The 17,682-nt window shown below is 66.2% G+C and carries 18 protein-coding genes; 11 read left to right on the top strand and 7 right to left on the bottom strand.

The features are described 5' to 3' along the window. The first annotated feature begins 80 nt into the window (after window positions 1-80). From FIU85_RS16020 to FIU85_RS16005, 4 genes are read left to right on the top strand one after another with little or no spacing between them, the layout of a single operon-like run. A complete protein-coding gene (locus tag FIU85_RS16020; protein ID WP_152493481.1) occupies window positions 81-272 on the top strand; it encodes a DUF6494 family protein in 192 nt (63 codons plus the stop codon). A 2-nt stretch (window positions 273-274) separates the two neighbouring features. Next, the gene (apbC, locus tag FIU85_RS16015; protein WP_152497595.1) at window positions 275-1,342 is read left to right on the top strand and encodes an iron-sulfur cluster carrier protein ApbC; all 1,068 of its coding nucleotides are present in this window, start codon (window positions 275-277) and stop codon (window positions 1,340-1,342) included. Next, window positions 1,339-2,064, top strand: a complete 726-nt coding sequence (locus tag FIU85_RS16010) for a biotin/lipoate--protein ligase family protein (protein WP_152497594.1) — start codon at window positions 1,339-1,341, stop codon at window positions 2,062-2,064. Before apbC ends, FIU85_RS16010 begins: the two co-directional genes overlap by 4 nt. Continuing rightward, a complete protein-coding gene (locus tag FIU85_RS16005) occupies window positions 2,061-2,540 on the top strand; it encodes a DUF6505 family protein (RefSeq protein ID WP_152497593.1) in 480 nt (159 codons plus the stop codon). The genes FIU85_RS16010 and FIU85_RS16005 overlap by 4 nt, the downstream gene beginning before the upstream one ends. 102 nt (window positions 2,541-2,642) lie before the next feature. Here FIU85_RS16005 and FIU85_RS16000 read toward each other — a convergent pair whose 3' ends face one another. Then, window positions 2,643-4,073: an FAD-binding oxidoreductase gene (locus FIU85_RS16000; protein WP_152497592.1), complete on the bottom strand. Its 1,431-nt coding sequence runs from the start codon at window positions 4,071-4,073 to the stop codon at window positions 2,643-2,645. Window positions 4,074-4,218: 145 nt separating this feature from the next. Next, entirely contained in the window at window positions 4,219-6,210 is a 1,992-nt protein-coding gene (locus FIU85_RS15995) for an AsmA family protein (RefSeq protein WP_152497591.1), read from the bottom strand. A gap of 101 nt (window positions 6,211-6,311) precedes the next feature. Here FIU85_RS15995 and rimO point away from each other — a divergent pair, with 101 nt between their 5' ends. The 4 genes from rimO (at window position 6,312) to FIU85_RS15975 (ending at window position 9,964) form a co-directional block, all read left to right on the top strand. After that, window positions 6,312-7,706: a 30S ribosomal protein S12 methylthiotransferase RimO gene (gene rimO, locus FIU85_RS15990; RefSeq protein WP_152497590.1), complete on the top strand. Its 1,395-nt coding sequence runs from the start codon at window positions 6,312-6,314 to the stop codon at window positions 7,704-7,706. Between the two features lie 11 nt (window positions 7,707-7,717). Further along, on the top strand, window positions 7,718-8,437 hold the full coding sequence (locus FIU85_RS15985; protein ID WP_152497589.1) for a DUF4336 domain-containing protein: 720 nt from the start codon (window positions 7,718-7,720) through the stop codon (window positions 8,435-8,437). 197 nt (window positions 8,438-8,634) lie between these two features. After that, entirely contained in the window at window positions 8,635-9,141 is a 507-nt protein-coding gene (locus FIU85_RS15980) for a hypothetical protein (protein WP_152497588.1), read from the top strand. A 124-nt stretch (window positions 9,142-9,265) separates the two neighbouring features. After that, on the top strand, window positions 9,266-9,964 hold the full coding sequence (locus FIU85_RS15975; protein ID WP_152497587.1) for a hemolysin III family protein: 699 nt from the start codon (window positions 9,266-9,268) through the stop codon (window positions 9,962-9,964). 23 nt (window positions 9,965-9,987) lie between these two features. On the opposite strand, the gene FIU85_RS15970 is transcribed toward FIU85_RS15975, so the two are convergent. The 3 genes from FIU85_RS15970 to FIU85_RS15960 form a co-directional block, all read right to left on the bottom strand. Further along, entirely contained in the window at window positions 9,988-10,254 is a 267-nt protein-coding gene (locus FIU85_RS15970) for a DUF6455 family protein (protein WP_152493491.1), read from the bottom strand. Between the two features lie 112 nt (window positions 10,255-10,366). After that, on the bottom strand, window positions 10,367-10,726 hold the full coding sequence (locus tag FIU85_RS15965) for a YigZ family protein (protein WP_152493492.1): 360 nt from the start codon (window positions 10,724-10,726) through the stop codon (window positions 10,367-10,369). 9 nt (window positions 10,727-10,735) lie between these two features. Beyond that, entirely contained in the window at window positions 10,736-11,446 is a 711-nt protein-coding gene (locus FIU85_RS15960; protein ID WP_152497586.1) for a M48 family metalloprotease, read from the bottom strand. A gap of 128 nt (window positions 11,447-11,574) precedes the next feature. Between FIU85_RS15960 and FIU85_RS15955 the strand changes: the two genes are divergently transcribed. From FIU85_RS15955 to FIU85_RS15945, 3 genes are all read left to right on the top strand, one after another. After that, a complete protein-coding gene (locus FIU85_RS15955) occupies window positions 11,575-11,814 on the top strand; it encodes a hypothetical protein (protein ID WP_152493494.1) in 240 nt (79 codons plus the stop codon). Window positions 11,815-12,136: 322 nt separating this feature from the next. Continuing rightward, a complete protein-coding gene (locus tag FIU85_RS15950) occupies window positions 12,137-12,715 on the top strand; it encodes a nitroreductase family protein (protein WP_152497585.1) in 579 nt (192 codons plus the stop codon). Next, window positions 12,712-13,407 carry an EI24 domain-containing protein gene (locus tag FIU85_RS15945; RefSeq protein WP_152493496.1) on the top strand — a complete coding sequence of 232 codons (696 nt, stop codon included), beginning with the start codon at window positions 12,712-12,714 and terminating at the stop codon, window positions 13,405-13,407. The genes FIU85_RS15950 and FIU85_RS15945 overlap by 4 nt, the downstream gene beginning before the upstream one ends. Before the next feature lie 12 nt (window positions 13,408-13,419). Here the strand turns inward: FIU85_RS15945 and FIU85_RS15940 are convergent, their stop codons facing one another. Continuing rightward, window positions 13,420-16,491 carry an efflux RND transporter permease subunit gene (locus tag FIU85_RS15940; RefSeq protein WP_152497584.1) on the bottom strand — a complete coding sequence of 1,024 codons (3,072 nt, stop codon included), beginning with the start codon at window positions 16,489-16,491 and terminating at the stop codon, window positions 13,420-13,422. Further along, the gene (locus FIU85_RS15935; RefSeq protein WP_152493498.1) at window positions 16,488-17,585 is read right to left on the bottom strand and encodes an efflux RND transporter periplasmic adaptor subunit; all 1,098 of its coding nucleotides are present in this window, start codon (window positions 17,583-17,585) and stop codon (window positions 16,488-16,490) included. Before FIU85_RS15935 ends, FIU85_RS15940 begins: the two co-directional genes overlap by 4 nt. Window positions 17,586-17,682: the final 97 nt, after the last annotated feature.

Raw genomic sequence — 17,682 nt, 5'->3', positions numbered from 1 at the left:
ATAAGAATTGCCCACGCATGGTTCCAAGCCTAAAAAGGCTCGCAGCCACGCGTCAACACTCTTGGATAAAGGAGAGTAAAATGAGCGACGATTTCAACATGTCCATGCGCAAGTTCCTCAAGCAGGTCGGCGTGACCTCGCAGCAGGCCATCGAGGACGCCATGCGCAACACCGACGGCACCGAGGGCAAGACGTTCGAGGCCAAGGTCGTGCTGACCGTGGACGGTCTCGATGTCGAACACGTGGTCACCGGCACGATCAAGGGCGGCTGAACGTGACGGCAACAAGGGAAAGCGTGCTCGCCGCGCTGAAGAACGTGAAAGACCCAGGCACGGGCGACGACATCGTGTCGGCGGGCGTGACCCGTGGCCTGAATGTCGAGGGCGGCACCGTCCGCTTCGTGCTCGAAATCGACCCCGCCAAGTCGAAAGCCTACGAGCCGGTTCTGGCCGAGGCGCAGGAGGCCGTGCGCGGCGTTGCGGGCGTGACCGAGGTCTCCGCCGTGCTGACCGCCCATTCCGCCAAGGCGCCGCCCGACCTCCAGACGAAACGCAAGCCCGCCGAACCGCAGGGCCCGCAACGCGTCCCCGGCGTCGACCACATCATCGCCATCGCCAGCGGCAAGGGCGGCGTGGGCAAGTCGACCGTGTCGGCCAACCTCGCCTGCGCGCTGGCCGCGGAGGGCCGCCGCGTCGGCCTTCTGGATGCCGATGTCTACGGCCCCTCGCAGCCCCGGATGCTGGGCGTCTCGGGCCGGCCCGCTTCGCCGGACGGCAAGACGATCCTGCCTATGCGCAACCACGGCGTCACCATGATGTCGCTGGGCCTGATGACCAACGAGGACCAGGCCGTGGTCTGGCGTGGACCGATGCTGATGGGCGCGCTGCAACAGATGCTGATGCAGGTGCAATGGGGCGCGCTCGACGTGCTGATTGTCGACCTGCCGCCGGGTACTGGCGACGTGCAGATGACCCTCGCGCAAAAGGCGCGCGTGGACGGTGCCATTATCGTCTCCACGCCGCAGGACGTCGCCCTCCTCGATGCCCGCAAGGGGATCGACATGTTCAACCAGCTCAAGGTGCCGGTGCTCGGCATGATCGAGAACATGTCGACGCATATCTGCTCCAATTGCGGCCACGAGGAACATGTCTTCGGCCATGGCGGCGTCGCCGTTGAAGCGCAGAAGATGGGCGTGCCGCTGCTGGCCGAGGTGCCCTTGCATATCGACATCCGCATGGCCTCGGACGGCGGCGCGCCCATCGTGGTGTCCAAGCCCGACGCGCCCCAGTCGCAGGCCTTCCGCGACATCGCGCGCGCGCTGGTGGCACAGGGCGTGGCATGACGCGCGAGCCGGCCTTTCCGCCCCTGATGCAGGGCCACGCCGTGGACGCAGGCATCAACCCGTTCGAGAAAGCCTGCGCCATGGCGGCCCTTGGCTGCGACGCCGGAACCATCGTGCATAACGTGGGGGCCAACCGGTTCGCCGCGGCGCTGATCATGGCCCCCGAGGTACCGCTGGAACGGGCCATGGCCATGTTGCCCACCTGCGGCGTCGGCTTTCAGAACGCGCTTGGCGCCATCGCCCCGCCCGAGGTGGCTGTGCACCTGGAATGGGCCGGGGGCCTGCGCGTCAACGGCGCCTCCTGCGGCCGCCTGCGCACGATGGCGGGCACGACCGATCCCGCCGCCATGCCCGGCTGGCTCGTGGTGGGGCTGGAAATGCCGCTGATGCAGACCGACGCCGTGCCGGGCGACGCCCCCGACCGCACCGCGCTTTACGAGGAAGGCTGCGCCGACGTGGACCCTGTCGCCCTGCTCGAGGGCTGGGCGCGCCACACGCTGGTCTGGATCACCCGTTGGGAAGACGATGGCCCCCGGGCCCTGCACTCCGAATGGCGCGGCCTCGCGCACGGCATCGGCGAGGACATCACCATCGAGGGCCCCGACTCAACCAAATTGGCCGGCACCTTCATGGGCGTCGACGAAAATTTCGGACTGCTATTGCGGACCGGGGGCGAGACCCGCCTCATTCCGCTCAGCACCGTGCTGGAGGAAGCGTCATGAAACTCGCCCGCGCCATCCACTTTGACGAGAGCGACACGCGCGTCTTTCCCTCGCCGGCGCGCACCGGCGAATGGTGCATCTCGGGCGGGTTCGAGTTCTCCAACTGGTCCGACGCCGACCTCAGCGGCAAGCAGCGCCAGGCGTTCTCGAACGGCTGGCTGGGGCTGGAAACCTTCGGTCGCGTGACCTTCGTGGCCGTCACAAAGATCGAAGAGCCCGAACGCGCCACGCTGACCGACGCCCTGGCGCAGCACTTCGTCTCGGTCTACGGCGCGCCCGACATCGACGCCGCCCGCCCGGTGGCCGCCGACGAGATCGCCCAAATGATCGAGATGTGCGACGACCACGACCCCAACACGCTCCTGACCGTCGCGCGTGAGTTGACCGAGGCCGGCGTGCGCGAAACCTACCGCGCCATCGCGGCCCAGGATGCCGGGCTGGAACAATTCGCCATCCACGGCAGCCTCGACGAGTGATGCGGCCAGGCACTTGGGGTGCACCCGGGGCCACCGTCTCCATCGCGCATCCAACCGAAGAGGACGCAGGGCGACGTCACTACTTTTTCTTGCTGAAAATACTCAATTCCCATCCGGCGGCAGCCTGAGGATCGCGCCGGGATTCAGGATGCCCTTCGGATCCAGCGCCGCCTTGATCGCGCGCATCGCCGCCAGTTTCGCCGGATCGCCATAGCGTTCCAGGTCATCGACCTTCAACCGCCCGATCCCGTGCTCGGCCGACACCGATCCGTCCATCTCGTGCACCAGGTCGTGCACCAGCCGCTTGATGGCGTCGCGCTGGCCCGTATAGCCGTCGCGCGCCTCGCCCTTGGGCGGAAACACGTTGTAATGCAGGTTCCCGTCGCCAAGATGCCCGAAGCAATTGATGCGGAACGGTCCCAGCTCTTTCAGTGCCGCATTGCCCTTGTCGATAAAGCCCGGCACCGCGCTCAGCGGCAGGGAAATGTCATGGCTGCCGATCGCGCCGATCCGCCGGTTGGCCTCGGGGATCGTCTCGCGCACCTCCCAGAATTCCTGCCGCTGCGCCTCGGACTGCGCGATCATGCCGTCGCTCACCAACCCGGCCTCAGCCGCCTCAACAAAGAGCGCCTCAAGCGCCTCTGCCGGATCAAGGCCCTTGGCCAACCCGATATCGATCAACACGAACCACTCGGGTGGCTCGGCGAAAGGCAGACGCATGTCCGGCATGGTCTCTGCCAAAAAATCCAGCCCCGCACGATGCATCAATTCGAATGCCGACACGCCCTCGCCCATGTGATCGCGCGCCATCGACAGCAGTCGCAGCGCCGCTTCGGGGCCGTCCACCACCATCAGCGCCGTGCCTTCCCCGGCGGGCTTGGGGAAAAGCTTCAGCGCCGCGGCGGTGATCACCCCCAGCGTGCCTTCGGACCCGATCAGCAGGTTGCGCAGGTCATAGCCGGTATTGTCCTTCCTCAGCCGCTTCAGCCCGTGCCAGATCGTGCCGTCCGGCAGCACCGCTTCCAACCCCAGGCAAAGGTCCCGCGCATTGCCGTAGCGCAGCACGTTCACGCCGCCCGCATTGGTGGCCAGATTGCCACCGATCCGCGCACTGCCCTTGGCGGCCAGCGACAAGGGAAACAGCCGGTCCACCGCGTCCGCCTCGGCATGGATGTCCTGCAGGATCGCGCCCGCCTCGACCACCATCACGTTTTCCTCGGGCCAGACCCCGCGCACGGCCCGCATCCGCTCCAGGCTCAGCAGTACTGGGACCGGCCCCTCGGGCGACAACTGCCCGCCCACCAGCCCCGTGCCGCCGCCATAAGGCACCACCGGCACGCACGCCTCGGCACAGGCACGCACCACGGCCGCGACCTCCTCGGTGCTGCCGGGTGCGACCAGCACGCCCGCCTGCCCCTTCCAGCGCCCGCGCGGCTCTTCCAGGTAGGACGGCATCACCTCGCGGAACGCCGCCTCTGGCAACGTGGCGCGCAGCTGCGCGATGAAGTCTTCGGTCACGGAATTCAGTGTCATGCCCGGCTCCTAAAGCGTTTCGCGAAAAACCTGAACCACAGATTTTCGCGAAACGCCGCGCGCCAGTCGAGCGTAGCTCGACATTCGCCTTTTGGAAATGTTCCAGGCAAAGGGCAAACCGGATTAGGCTGTGTCTCCGGCACCGTCAATCGAACAGCTTCAGCAGGCCGCGCTCCAGCTCGTCCTCCAGCGCGTCCTTGGCCGCATCCTCTAGCGACTGGCCTTCCTGCCGCTCGATCCCCAGCTGCTTCTCGACCTCGCGCTCGATCTCGTCCCGCGCCTGCCGCTCCAGTTCCTTCTTCTCTTCCTTGAAGTTCAGGTCAATCGCCGCTTCCAGGTCCGGCGTGATCTTCGGGTTGGCCCACGGTCCCCGGATTTTCACCGGAATCGCCAGCCCGTCGCGGCTGCCGCCATCCAGCAGGCGCGGCGTGAAGAGGTAATCGATATCCCGCGCCCCCAACCCCACGCGCCCTTCGCCCGCGGCACTCGCCTGCGGCAGTTTAAGCGTCAGGTCGTCGTTCAGCAGGTTGCCGTCTTCCATCGTGAACGTTGCGCTCAACGTATCGAACACCGTCGTGCCCCCGGTGCCGCTACCCGACCGCATCAACCGGTCCAGATCGAAGCCCGAGGTCACGCCCCGCCCGGTCTTGAACGCGCCGCCCCCGCTCAGCGAATTCATGATCGCATGCACGCTTTCACCGACGCCCAGGAAATCCACCTCTCCATCGGCCTTCGCCTCGAAGCGCGAGATATCCATCGCGTCGTCCAGAAAAGTCTTCAGGTTGATCCCCGTGGCGATCATATCGCCGCCCACCGACAGGCCGGAACGGTTGTTCATCACGAATTGCCCGGTGATCAGCCCGTCATACGCCCGCACCTCACGCAGGCCAAATACCAGCCGCGAGCGGTCCAGCGTCGCCAGCGTCCGCACCGTGCCCAGCTTGAAATCGCCCAGGTCGATGCTGTCGGCAACCAGCGCGAACTCTCCGTTCACCGCCGCCAGTCCCGAGGCGTTGATCGGTGCCCTGGACCATCCGTCATCCGCCGCGCCACCGCTGCCGCCGTTGCCAGTGGAGCCCCTGTTGCCGCTGCCGTTTCCGCCGCCGGCGTTGTCGGCGCTCAACCCGGTCAGATCCAGCGCCCCGGCGTTCAGTTGCACATTCAGGCGCGGCCTGTCCTCGCTCAGGTCCACGTCCGCAGCCCCGGTCAAGCGGTTGCCATCCAGCCCCAGCGCCGTGTTGCGCAGCGACAGCCGGTCGTCCTTGAACGTCAGGTCCGTCTCCAGCGTCGCGGCCCGGCCCAGGCCTTCGGGGATGTCCATCGGTCCATGCCCGATCAGCGCCATGAACTCCGACGTGCTCTCAAGGTCCGCGGTCAGCTTGCCCGCCACCTCCGGCGCCGATCCCGCACGCCCGGCAAAGCTGGCCGTGCCCGCCTTGGTCGTAATCTGCGCCTGCACGTCGGACACGCCGCCATCTATGAAATGCCCCACGCGGTCCAGCGTGCCGGATATCTCGACCACCTCGCCGCCGGGGCGCAATGTCAGGTCGAAATCCGCCGCGCCGTCGTAATCCGGCCACCGCAAATCGAAATCCACGCCCGACTGGCGCACGGTGGTCCCGTCCACATCATCGACATAAACCAAAGAGGCATTCTCGATCAGCGCCCGGTCCAGTGTCAGCGACAGCCGGTTCGACCGCGCCGGTGCACCGCCGCCGTCGCTCTGGCCCTGGCCCGACGGCGCCACGCCTTCGAAGTTCAGCTCCCAGTTGACCCGGCCATCGCTGGCGCGGCGCAGGTTGATTTGCGGCCCTACGGCCTCCAGTCCGGTGATGCGGATATCGCCGCCGAACAGCGCTTGGGGCTCCACCCCGATCTTCAGGCTGTCGGCGCGGAACATCGGCGTCTCGCCCGCCCAGTCGGCATTGGCGACCGTGACCGCGCCGGTGCTGACCCCAAGGATCGGCCAGAAACTGATGGTGGTCTCGCCGCTCATCGTCACCTGGCGGCCTGTCATGCGGCTCAGCTGGTCCGCCGCGATGCCGGCGATGCGCTCACCGGGCAGGAAAAAGACCGCCGCGACGACCAGCACCGCCGCCGCCAGTACGATCATGAAAAGGCGAATGAGCCACCGCATCCTGCTCTCCGTTCTTTTCCCTGCAGACTAGGCGCAGGCCTCGCGCCCAACAACAGCTTTTCCGCTTTATCGGTTGGCCTTTGCGGACTATATCGCGCCGCATGAGCACCAACCCACCCGATCTGCGCCCCGACCTGGCACGCGCCCGCGTGACCGAGACGCCCCGAAAGGGCCAGCCGGTGATCGGCATGGTGTCGCTGGGCTGCCCCAAGGCGCTGGTCGACAGCGAACGCATCCTGACCCGTCTGCGGGCCGAGGGCTACGGCATCTCGCCCGACTATTCCGGTGCCGATGCGGTGATCGTGAACACTTGCGGCTTTCTCGACAGTGCCAAGGCCGAAAGCCTCGACGCCATCGGCGAAGCGCTGGCCGAGAACGGCCGTGTTATCGTCACCGGCTGTCTTGGGGCCGAACCCGAATACATCACCGGCACCCATCCCCGCGTCCTCGCCGTGACCGGCCCGCACCAGTATGAACAGGTGCTCGACGCGGTGCACACCGCCGTGCCGCCCAGCCCCGACCCCTTCATCGACCTTTTGCCCGAGGCGGGGGTGAAACTGACACCGCGTCACTACAGTTACCTCAAGATTTCAGAGGGCTGTAACCACAAGTGCAAGTTCTGCATCATCCCCGACATGCGCGGGCGTCTTGCCTCGCGCCCCGGCCACGCCATTCTGCGCGAGGCCGAGAAACTGGTCGGGAACGGCGTGCGCGAACTTCTGGTTATTTCCCAGGATACAAGCGCTTACGGGCTGGACCGCAAGTATGACGTGAGCCCGTGGAAGGATGGCGACCTGCGCAGCCACATCGTCGATCTGTCCCGCGCACTCGGAGAGCTCGGCGCGTGGGTCCGGCTGCACTACGTCTATCCCTACCCCCATGTACGCGAGCTCATCCCTCTCATGGCCGACCCGGAAAACGGCGTCCTGCCCTATCTCGACATCCCGTTCCAGCACGCCCACCCGGACGTCCTGAAACGCATGGCGCGCCCCGCTGCGGGCGCGAAAACCCTCGACGAAATCGCCGCCTGGCGCGCGATCTGCCCCGATCTGACCCTGCGGTCGACCTTCATCGTCGGCTATCCCGGCGAAACCGAGGCGGAATTCCAGACCCTGCTCGACTGGCTCGACGAGGCACAGCTCGACCGCGTCGGCTGCTTCAAATACGAAAATGTCGAGGGCGCCCGCTCGAACGACCTGCCCGACCACGTGCCCGAAGAGGTCAAGCAGGACCGCTGGGATCGCTTCATGGAAAAGGCACAGGCCATTTCTGTGGATAAACTGGCTGCCAAGGTCGGATCCGTGCAAGAGGTGATCGTCGACGATATCGACGAGGAGGGCATCGCCACCTGCCGCACCAAGGCGGATGCACCGGAAATCGACGGCTGTCTCTTCATCGACGAGCACACCGAGGGCCTGAGCGTCGGCGACATCGTCACCGTCGAGGTGGACGAAGCCGGCGAATACGATCTGTGGGGCCAGATCGCCAAAAGCTGAGGCACCCCGCCATGCCGCTGGAAAAGATCGACGACAACATCTGGCTGGCCGAGGGCGAGATCGTCAGCTTCTACGGCCTCCCCTATCCCACCCGCAGCGTCATCATCCGCCTGCCGGGCGGCGACCTCTGGGTCTGGTCGCCGGTCGCGCTGACCGATGCGCTGCGGCAAGCGGTCGATGCGCTCGGGCCCGTGGCGCATCTCGTCAGTCCCAATCCGATCCATCATCTCTACCTGTCGGACTGGCAGCGGGCCTTTCCCGACGCCGCGCTCTGGGGTCCGCCGGGCACGATCGCCAAGCGCCGCGACCTTGCCTTCACCGGCGCGCTGGGCGACACCCCGCCGCCCGCCTGGGCCGGGGGGATCGACCAGTGGCACCTGCAGATCGGGCGCCGCTTCAGCGAGGTCGTCTTTCTCCACCGTCCGTCCCGCACCGCCATCCTGACCGACACCAGCGAGGCGTTCGACCACGACTTCCTGCATCGCCACTGGTCGCGCTGGCAACGCGGAATCGCCCGGCTTCTCGGCATCACCGAGGATCCGGGGCGCGCGCCCCTCGATCTGCGCCTGCTCAGCCTGCCGCGCCGCGCCCCGCTGCGCAGCCGGGTCCAACAGCTTATCGACAGCGCGCCGCCACGCGTCGTCATGGCCCATGGCACGTGGCAGCACACGGACGGCGCCGCCTGGCTCGCCCGGTCTTTCAGATGGCTGGGTGTCACCCCGCCCGGCTGAGGTCGGCCGGTGACGCGGGCATGTCTGTCACGGCTTTCCACCCCGGAATGACGCCCCCGTGAAATTCTGAAATATTTCAACATTCACAGATATTTACACCAATCCGTGCGCTCACGGGCCTGTCAGTTGATTGTCACATCGGTCCGCCGCAGCTTGGCCGCACCAACGCAACCCACACCTTACAAGGACCCCCGACCATGACCTCCCTGACCACCGATCCCGCCCGCACCCTTCCCGCCATTTCCCTCGATACGGCGCTGCTCATCCTGCTCTCCGGCGCCGCCGGCACCGTGGCCTTCGACCTCTTCGGCCAGGCGCTCTCGCCGATCCTCGGCTTTGCCAACCTCGCCCCCGTGGGCCTCGCCCGCAGCCTGCTGGGCTCGCTGGGCCTGCCCAACGCCGCGCCTTACGGCCACCTGATGCATCTCTTCTTCGTGGGCCTCCTGGCCTATCCCATCGGCTGGCTCTTCATCGCGCGCCCGGCGCTGGCCCGCATCCTACCCGGTCTTCACTGGCTTCCGGCCTCGGCGCTCTACGGCGCGGCGCTCTGGGTTTTCGCCATCGGCGGCATCACCAGCATCGCCGGCCTGCCATTCTTCCTGAACTTCACCGGCATCACCTGGGTGGCGCTGGTGGGCCACGTGATCTACGGCATTGCCGCAGCGTCAACCGCGGCCTATCTCGCGCGGCTTCAAGCCCGCTAACCCTTTGCAAAAAAGCAAACAAAGGCCCGGCCGGGCCTTTGTTTCCATTTTGATTACGATGTTGTCACATAATTTTTGAACGAAAACCCCTGAAACTGAAACATAATCGAGACATCTCAGTGTCATGATCGACACGAAACCGCAGGACACCCACAGGCCGAAGGACCGCGACATGTCCTACCCACGCTATACACGCGCCGAACGGATCGCCGATGGCACCGTCCATGTGCTCGGGGTTGGCAGCGCGCTTGTCGGATTCGCGACCCTGATTACCGCCAATGCCGGGAACCTGCCCGCCGGGCCCATGACTGCGGCCGTCGTCTACGGGCTCGCCATGATCCTGATGCTTTCGGCCTCGGCGGCCTATCATCTGGCCGCCCACACGTCCCTGCGCCCGGTTCTGCGCCGGATCGACCATGCCGCCATCTACGTCAAGATCGCGGGCACGATCACGCCGCTTGCCGTGCTGCTGAACACGCCCTTTGCCTATACCGTGCTGACGCTGGTGTGGTTTCTGGCGCTGTCGGGTGCGGTGAGGAAACTTCTGGCCGCGCGCGGAAAGATGAGCACGCACTGGCTGCCGCAGGTGGCGCTCGGCTGGCTGGGCCTGATCATCATCGTCCCGCTGTGGCCGTCACTGCCGGCCGACAGCCTGACACTGATCTTCGCGGGCGGCATCATCTATTCCGGCGCCGTCGTCTTCTATTGCTGGGACACGCTGAAATTCAGCAACGCCATCTGGCACGCCTGCGTACTGATCGCCACCGCCTGCTGCTTTCTCGGGATCTCCGGCGCCATGGCAAAGAGCATCGCACCGCTCTAACGCAGCGCCACAGCCGCGACGGCTCAGACCCGCAGTCCCGCCTTCAGTGCGGCGAAAACCTCGCCGTTGCGGCACATGATCGGGGTCGCGTCCACCGGGGCCGTCTGCGCCGCCATCCAGGCCTCGCAGCCATCCGGATCGGAACAGCCCGTGCACCGCAGAACCGCGTCGCACAGCGTTTCGGGATCCAGCTGACCGGCATAGACCTCTTCTTCCAGGTCCAGTCCCAGCGTACCGGCCATGCGGTCCACAAGCTCGGTATGACGTCTGATCGTTTTCGTCTGCGGCATGGCGCCCTCCTGTCGCGTGGGTGCCACCTTCCCTGCCGGCGTCATTGCCGCGTGTCGGGACACCCTTGCCGCCGACACTGACCCAGCCCGCCTGAACGCGCCTTGATCTGCATCAAGACTGTTCGAGCGCCTCCATGTAGGTGCTGACACAGTCCTGCACGTGCCGAAACCTGTCACCGCCCAGGTGCTTTCCGCCGAACCAGCGCGTGACCACGATCACGTGCTCGCGCAGGTCGGCCCGTTCCAGCATCCGCACGATCACCATGCCGGCCCCGGCCTCGCCGTCGTCGGATTTCAGCGCGGTGCCCTCGCCATCCAGCATCGCCCAGGTGTTGTGCGTGGCCTTGGCGAATTTCTTGTCGCGCTTCAGTTCCTTGAGAAACGCGTCCACCGCCGCACGGTCCCGCGCAACGCCGCCCGACACGGCGTATTTCGACCCCCGGTCGGAAATCACGCCGGTCAGTTGCAGCATGACACCCCGTCAGAGCTGCGAGTTCACGCGGCGCACGGTCTCGATCCGCTGCGCGTTGGGCGGGTGCGAGCCCAGGAAACGGTTGCCCGGATCGGGAATGCGGGTGAAATACTCCGCACCGCGCACCGGATTATAGCCCGATTTCCTGGCGATGACCGTGCCCAGCGCATCGGCCTCCAGCTCGAACTCCTTGGAATAGCTGCGCGCGCCCACGGACGCGCCCACATTGGTGGCTGCGTCCACCGCACCCGTGCCGGCACCGGCAATCGTCGCCAGACCCCCCAGCAGAATCGCGCCCGCCGCGGCGCTCTGCTGCTGGCGCGGGATGTGCCGTCGGATATGGTGCGACGCCTCATGCGCAAAGATGAAGGCCAGTTCGTCCTCGTTGCGCACATCCGCGATCAGCGACGCCGTAAAGGCCAGGATCGGGCGCCCGCTGCGGTCCAGCGTCTGGAACGCGTTGGGCGGACGACCGGGGCGATCATCCAGCACGACGTTGAAATCGCAGTTCACGTTGCCGCCGCGCGCCCGGCATTCGCGCTCGGCCACCGGCTCGACCCGTGCCACAACCTGCCGAAACCGCGACAGTTGCGCCCCCGAGGGCGCTTTTACCGATTGTTGCTGCTGGCCGGTCGGCCGGGGCTGCGGCGCCTCGCCGCCCGTGGTGGTTACCTCGCAACCGGCCAGGAAAACCGCACAAATCAGAACCTTCCAACGCATCTGTCTCACCTGCAATTGCTCTCGTTGCCCTAGTTTTAGCAGGCTTTGCGGCGAGGGCCAGTCCCCCTCGTGCGCACGCGCGATGCAAAGCCGATTGCGCTCGGGCAACCATGCGCTACTGTGGCCCCATGTTTTCGATAGAGCACGAATTCGACTCCACCGTTGTCACCCTCGTCGACGAGGGCAGCGTGCCCCTGCAGGAAGACATCACCATCAACGCGTTCGAGGAATGCGTGACCATCGAACAGCTCGATCCACGCACCGACCGGGTACAGAAAGTGACGCTGTCCATGACCCAGCTGCAGGATCTCGGCGCCGCATTGAACCTGCCCGAAGGGGTCTACAGCCTGTCGCGCGGGAAGAAATAGCCGCGTGATCGCCAGACCGCGGGATGGCGATGCGACGGTTTTTCTGCGCACTTTATCCCAGCCATATCCGCACGACCTTCCATCGAATCGCCAACTTCTCTCAATCGCCAGCCCGTCCGGGCGGTCCCCCTTTCGGCGATTGCGTGCAATCGCCTTTCGGTCAGCGGGCGATCGCGCGGCGGCCTACGGCCTTGATCCCGCGCGGTGCAATCACCAAAGCCTCGCTATCGCATTGGCCTGACCGTCCCCGCCAAAAGGGTTGACGCCCGCACCGCGCCGCCCGACATATGCCCCAACAGATCAGACACGACGAAAGCCCCCCATGCCCGATCCCAATCCCGCCGCGATGGAGTTCCTGCTGACGCGCCGCTCGCGCCCCGCCAAGACGCTGACCGGCCCGGCGCCCTCGCGCGATGAGCTGCTGCCGATCCTGCAGGCCGCCGCCCGCTCGCCCGATCACGGCAAGCTCGAGCCGTGGCGCTTCATCGTGCTGGATCGTGCCGCCATGCCTCGCCTTGCCGCCCTCGCCCGCGACCGCGGCGCCGCCCTGGGCAAGTCGGAAGAGGACATCGCCAAGGCCGCCAAGCAATACGAGGACGGCCAGCTTGCCGTCGCCGTGGTCGAGGTGCGCAAACCCTCCGACAAGATTCCCGCCATCGAACAGACCTATTCGGCCGGCGCGGTGTGCCTCGCGCTCCTGAACGCCGCTCTGGCCTCGGGATGGGGCGCGAACTGGCTCACCGGCTGGGCCAGCCATGACCGGGACTTCGTCGCCCAGGGCCTCGGCCTTGCCGACAATGAAAGCATCGCCGGCCTGGTCTTCCTCGGCACCGAAACCTCGGCCCCGCCGGACCGTCCGCGCCCGGATATCGACGCCATCACCACCTGGGTCACCGAATGATCTTCACCGCCTTCTTCAAGGCCTTGGGGCAGTTGGGCGATCCGCGCTTCCGCAAGGTCTTCTGGCTGGGCGTGGCGCTGTCGTTCCTGCTGCTCGTCGCCGTCACCGCCGCCTTTCTGATGTTCATCCAGTGGGCCACCGGCGACACCACGACCCTGCCCATCATCGGCGAGGTCAACTGGATCGACGACCTGCTCGGCTGGTCCGGCTTCTTCCTGATGCTGTTGATGTCGGTCTTCCTGATGGTGCCGGTGGCGTCGGCCATCACCTCGCTCTTTCTCGACACGGTCGCCCAGGCGGTCGAGGACCGGCACTATCCCAACCTGCCCGCCGTCCCGCCAGTGCCCTTCTTCGATGGGCTGAAGGACAGCGTCAACTTCCTCGGCGTCATCATCGCGGCCAACCTCCTGGCCTTCATTCTCTACGCCCTGTTCCCGCCCGCCACGCCCTTCATCTTCTGGGGCGTGAACGGCTACCTGCTGGGAATGGAGTATTTTCAGCTGGCCGCCATGCGCCGCGTCGGCCGCGCCAACGCCAAGGTGCTGCGCAAGGAACATCGCGGCACGATCTGGATGGCCGGCACCCTGATGGCGCTGCCCCTGTCGATCCCGCTGGTGAACCTCGTGATCCCGATCCTTGGGGCGGCAACTTTCACCCATATCTATCACCGTATCGCCAAATCAGAGATCTGAGTCGCCCCGCCGCTACTCCGCCGGCTGCGCGCCCGCACCCTCCGGCGCATCTTCCTTTTCCCGGTCCTTCTGCAACAGGTCATACAGCACCGGCGTCAGGAACAGCGTCAGCACCGAGGCCGACATGAACCCGCCGATGATCACGATCCCGATGGAGAACCGGCTCGCCGCCCCCGCGCCGGTGGACAGCACCAGCGGCACCGCGCCCAGTACGGTCGACATTACCGTCATCAGGATCGGGCGCAACCGCACCGCAGACGCCTCGATCACCGCATCGCGCACGTTGCGGCCCTCTTCCCGCAACTGATTGGCAAACTCCACGATCAGGATGCCGTTCTTGGCCATCAGCCCGATCAGCATCACCATCCCCACCTGCGTGTAGATGTTGATCGCCTCGCCCAGCGCGAACAGCGTTATCAGCGCCCCTGCCACGGCCAGCGGCACCGACAGCAGGATCACCACCGGCTGAATAAAGCTTTCGAACTGCGCCGCCAGAACCAGGAACACGATCAAGAGCGCCAGCGCGAATGTCAGCGCGATACCTCCCGACGTCTCCTGATAGCTTTCGGCCTGCCCGGAATAGCTGATCTGCATGGCCGAGGGCATGTCCTCGGCAATCTGCTCGACCGTCGCGATGGCCGAGCCGAGGTCCACGCCCTCCACCAGCGACGCGCTGATCTCGACCGAGGGCTGCCGATTATACCGATTGTAAGCCCGCACCGACGCGCGCCGTTCCAGCGTCACCAGACCATCCAGTGGCACCAGTGCGCCAGTCTCGGTCCGCACGTTCACACCCGTCAGATCCGCGGTGTTGGTCCGCCGATCGTCCGGCGCCTGCAAGATCACCGGGTACTGCCGGTCGCGCGAGATGAATTCCGTCACCTCCGCCGAGGCAAAGAATGTGCGCACCGCGTCCGAGATATCCCGCGCCTCGACCCCGATCTGCCGCGCCATGGCCCGGTTCACGCTGATGTCGAAGCCCGGCGTGTTGATCTCGTAATCCCGCCGCACCCCGGTCAAGTCGGGGCTGGCGCGCATCGCTTCTTCCATCTGGCGCGAAAACTCGGCGGCATCCTCGAAACTCGGCCCTGTGACGATTACCTCCAACCCCGAGCCACTGCCCGCATCAAGCCCCGAGGGCGCGAAGGCACGCACGCTGGCGCGGGTGATCTTGGCGAACTCGGGCCGCAATTCGTTCAGAACATCGCGCGGCCCCATCTCGCGCTCGCCCCAGGGCGACATCACCGCCACCACGAACGCCCGGCCCGCCTCGCCGTATTGGCCCACGATGGCAATGGTGTCCTCGACCACGCCGTCCTCGCGGTAAGGCGCGATCAGGTCCTCAACCTGGCTCACCGCATTGTCGGTCAGCGGCAGGGCCGATCCCGGCGGTGCCTGGATCGAGACAAAGAATATGCCCCGGTCCGATGCCGGCGTCAGCTGCGACGGCAATTGCTGGTAGAGCGTCCAGGACATCCCCGTCAGCACCGCCGCAATCGCCAGCACCACCAGCGGCGCCTTGATCGCCCGCGTCAACAGCTTGCGATACCCGTCCGAGGTGCGTTGCGTCACCCGCTTGACCGCCCGCGCGAACCAGCTGTCGTTCATGCCCTGTTTCAAAAGCTTGCTGGCAATCACCGGGCACAGCGTCAGCGCCACGAAGGTCGACAGCGCCACCGCGATGGCCAGCGTCACCCCGAACTCGCGGAACAGCTTGCCCAGCTCGCCTTCCAGCAGCGACAGCGGCACGAAAACCGAGATCAGCACCGCCGAGGTCGACACCACGGCAAAGAACACCTGGTTCGCGCCCGTGCGTGCCGCTTGCCTGGGGTCCTCGCCCTCCTCGACCTTGCGCTCGATATTCTCCAGCACCACGATGGCGTCATCGACCACCAGCCCGATGGCCAGGATCAGCGCGAAGAGCGTCAGGATGTTGATCGAAAACCCGGCCAGAGCGATCCCCGCACAGGCGCCCAACAGCGCGATGGGGATGGTCACGGCGGGTATCACTGTCGTGCGGATAGAGGTCAGGAACACGTAGATCACCGCCACCACGATCCCCACGGCGATGGCCAGCGTTGTCAGAACCTGCCGGATCGAATTCTCGATGAAATCCGCGTCGTCCGAGGTGATCTGCAATTTCGTCCCACCCGGCAGGTCCGCCGCGATCCGCTCCACTTCCTCGCTGACCGCGGCCGAGATCGACAGCGTATTGGCCGAGGATTGCCGCAGCACGCCCAGCCCCAGCGCCGTCTCGCCATTGGCCCGGAACTCGCTGTCGTCGCTCTCGACGCCGAGCTCGATCCGCGTCACGTCGCCCAAAAGGACACGACCATTCTCGTCCGACCGCACGATCAAGTCCTCGAATTCCTCCACGCTCGACAGCCGCGTCTCGGTGCGCAACAGGTACGTCCGCGCCTCGTTCTCGATCGTGCCCGCCGGCAGTTCCAGGTTGTTGGCCCGCAGCGCATCGGCAATCTCGTTCGCGGTCACGCCCCGGGCCGCCATCGCCTCGGGGTCCAGCCAGACGCGCATCGCATAGGCCCGGTCGCCGTAGATCTGCACCGCCGCCACGCCGCTCAGTGTTTCCAGCCGGTCGGTGATAAACCTGTCGGCATAATCCGTCAGTTCCGAGGCCGACAGGGTCTCGGATGTCAGGGTCATCCACAGGATCGGGTCCCCCTGGCTGTCGTTCTTCTCCACCTGCGGTTCTTCGGCCTCCTCCGGCAGGTCTCCCGCCACGCCTTCGACCGCCGCCCGCACATCCGCCGCCGCCTGGTCGATATCCCGGCCTTGGCGAAACGTGATGACCGTGCGCAACCCGCCCAGCTCGGATTCGGTGTTCATGCTGTCGATGCCCGACACGGTCGACAGCGCGCCTTCGATGACTGTGGCCAATTCGCTGTCCACCACGCCGGGACCGGCCCCGATATAGGGCACGCTGACCGTGACCTCGGCCGTGGTGGTGTCGGGCAATTCCCGCACCGGCATCCGGGTCAGCCCGGCAATGCCCACCACGATGATCAGGATCGACATGACCGTGGCCAGCACGGGCCGCTTGATGCACAGGTCAGGCAGCGTCATTGGGTGGCGCCCTCCGCGCCGTCGCCCTGCGCCGCCTCGTCTTCCTGCTGGTCCACATCCTCGACCACCTCGACCGAGGCCCCGTCCGTCAGGTTGTCCCAGCCCGCAACGACAACGCGGTCGTCCAGTTCCAGCCCCTCGCGCACCTCCGTCATCGCGCCCAGCGACTGCCCCGGCTCGATCTCGGTGCGCACGGCGGCCCCGTCCGCGACAGTGTAGACATAACTCGCCAACCCCTCGCTGATGATCGCGTCATCGGCAATCGCCAGCCCCTCATAGGTGTCCAGCACGATCTCGGCATCGGCGAACATGCCGCCCACCAGGCGCCCGTCGGCATTGTCGATCTCGGCCCGGATGTTGAAGCTGCGCGTCTCCAGGTTCACTTCCGGCGCGCGCACCGTCACTTCGCCGTCGAATTCCGCATCCGGATAGGCCGGCGTATGCACGTTGACCGCCTGCCCCACCCCGATCTGGTCGAAATACCGCTCGGGCAGCGACACCGTCAGCTCCATCGTCGAGATGTCCGACAACCGCGTCACGGCCATGCCCTCGCCCAGAAACGTGCCCGTCTCGATGTCGATCAGCCCCAGGATCCCGTCGAAGGGCGCCACCAGCGTCCGGTCTTCCAGATCGGCGCGCGCCATCATCAGTGCCGCCTCCGCCCGGCGATAAGCCGCCCGCGCCTCTTCCAGCCGTGCCTCGGCCGCGGCATTGCTGTCGGTCAGCTCCTCGACCCGGCGAAATTCGTCTTCCGCCTCGGCAAAGGTCGCTTCGGCCTCGGCCAGCGCCGCGCGGGCGGCCCGGTCGTCCAGTTGCACGATAATCTCGCCTTTGGCGACTTCCTCCCCGGAGGAGACCGGCACGCCCGTCACTCGCCCCGCCGCCGCCGGGACCAGTTCGACCGAGCGCACCGGAATAAGCGTGCCGACCCCGCTCACCCGGTCCTCGATCTGCCGCGTCTCAGCCCGGGTCAGTTCCACGCGCATGGCGGGCGGCGCCGACGCGGCTTCACCCGATCCGCCTTGCGACAGGATCTGCTGCGTGCCCCAAAGCCCCGCAGCCGCACAGGCGGCCACGACGCAAAGACCGATCAAGACCCTGAAAACCTTACCCAAATCAACTACCTCCAAGCGGTCACACGCCGATACGGGGCACCGTGCCAAAGCACGAAACCGTCTGATCGGGTTAGTT

The organism is Roseovarius sp. THAF8 (assembly GCF_009363735.1).
Classification (GTDB): domain Bacteria; phylum Pseudomonadota; class Alphaproteobacteria; order Rhodobacterales; family Rhodobacteraceae; genus Roseovarius.
This window is presented reverse-complemented; position numbering and strand designations above follow the sequence as displayed.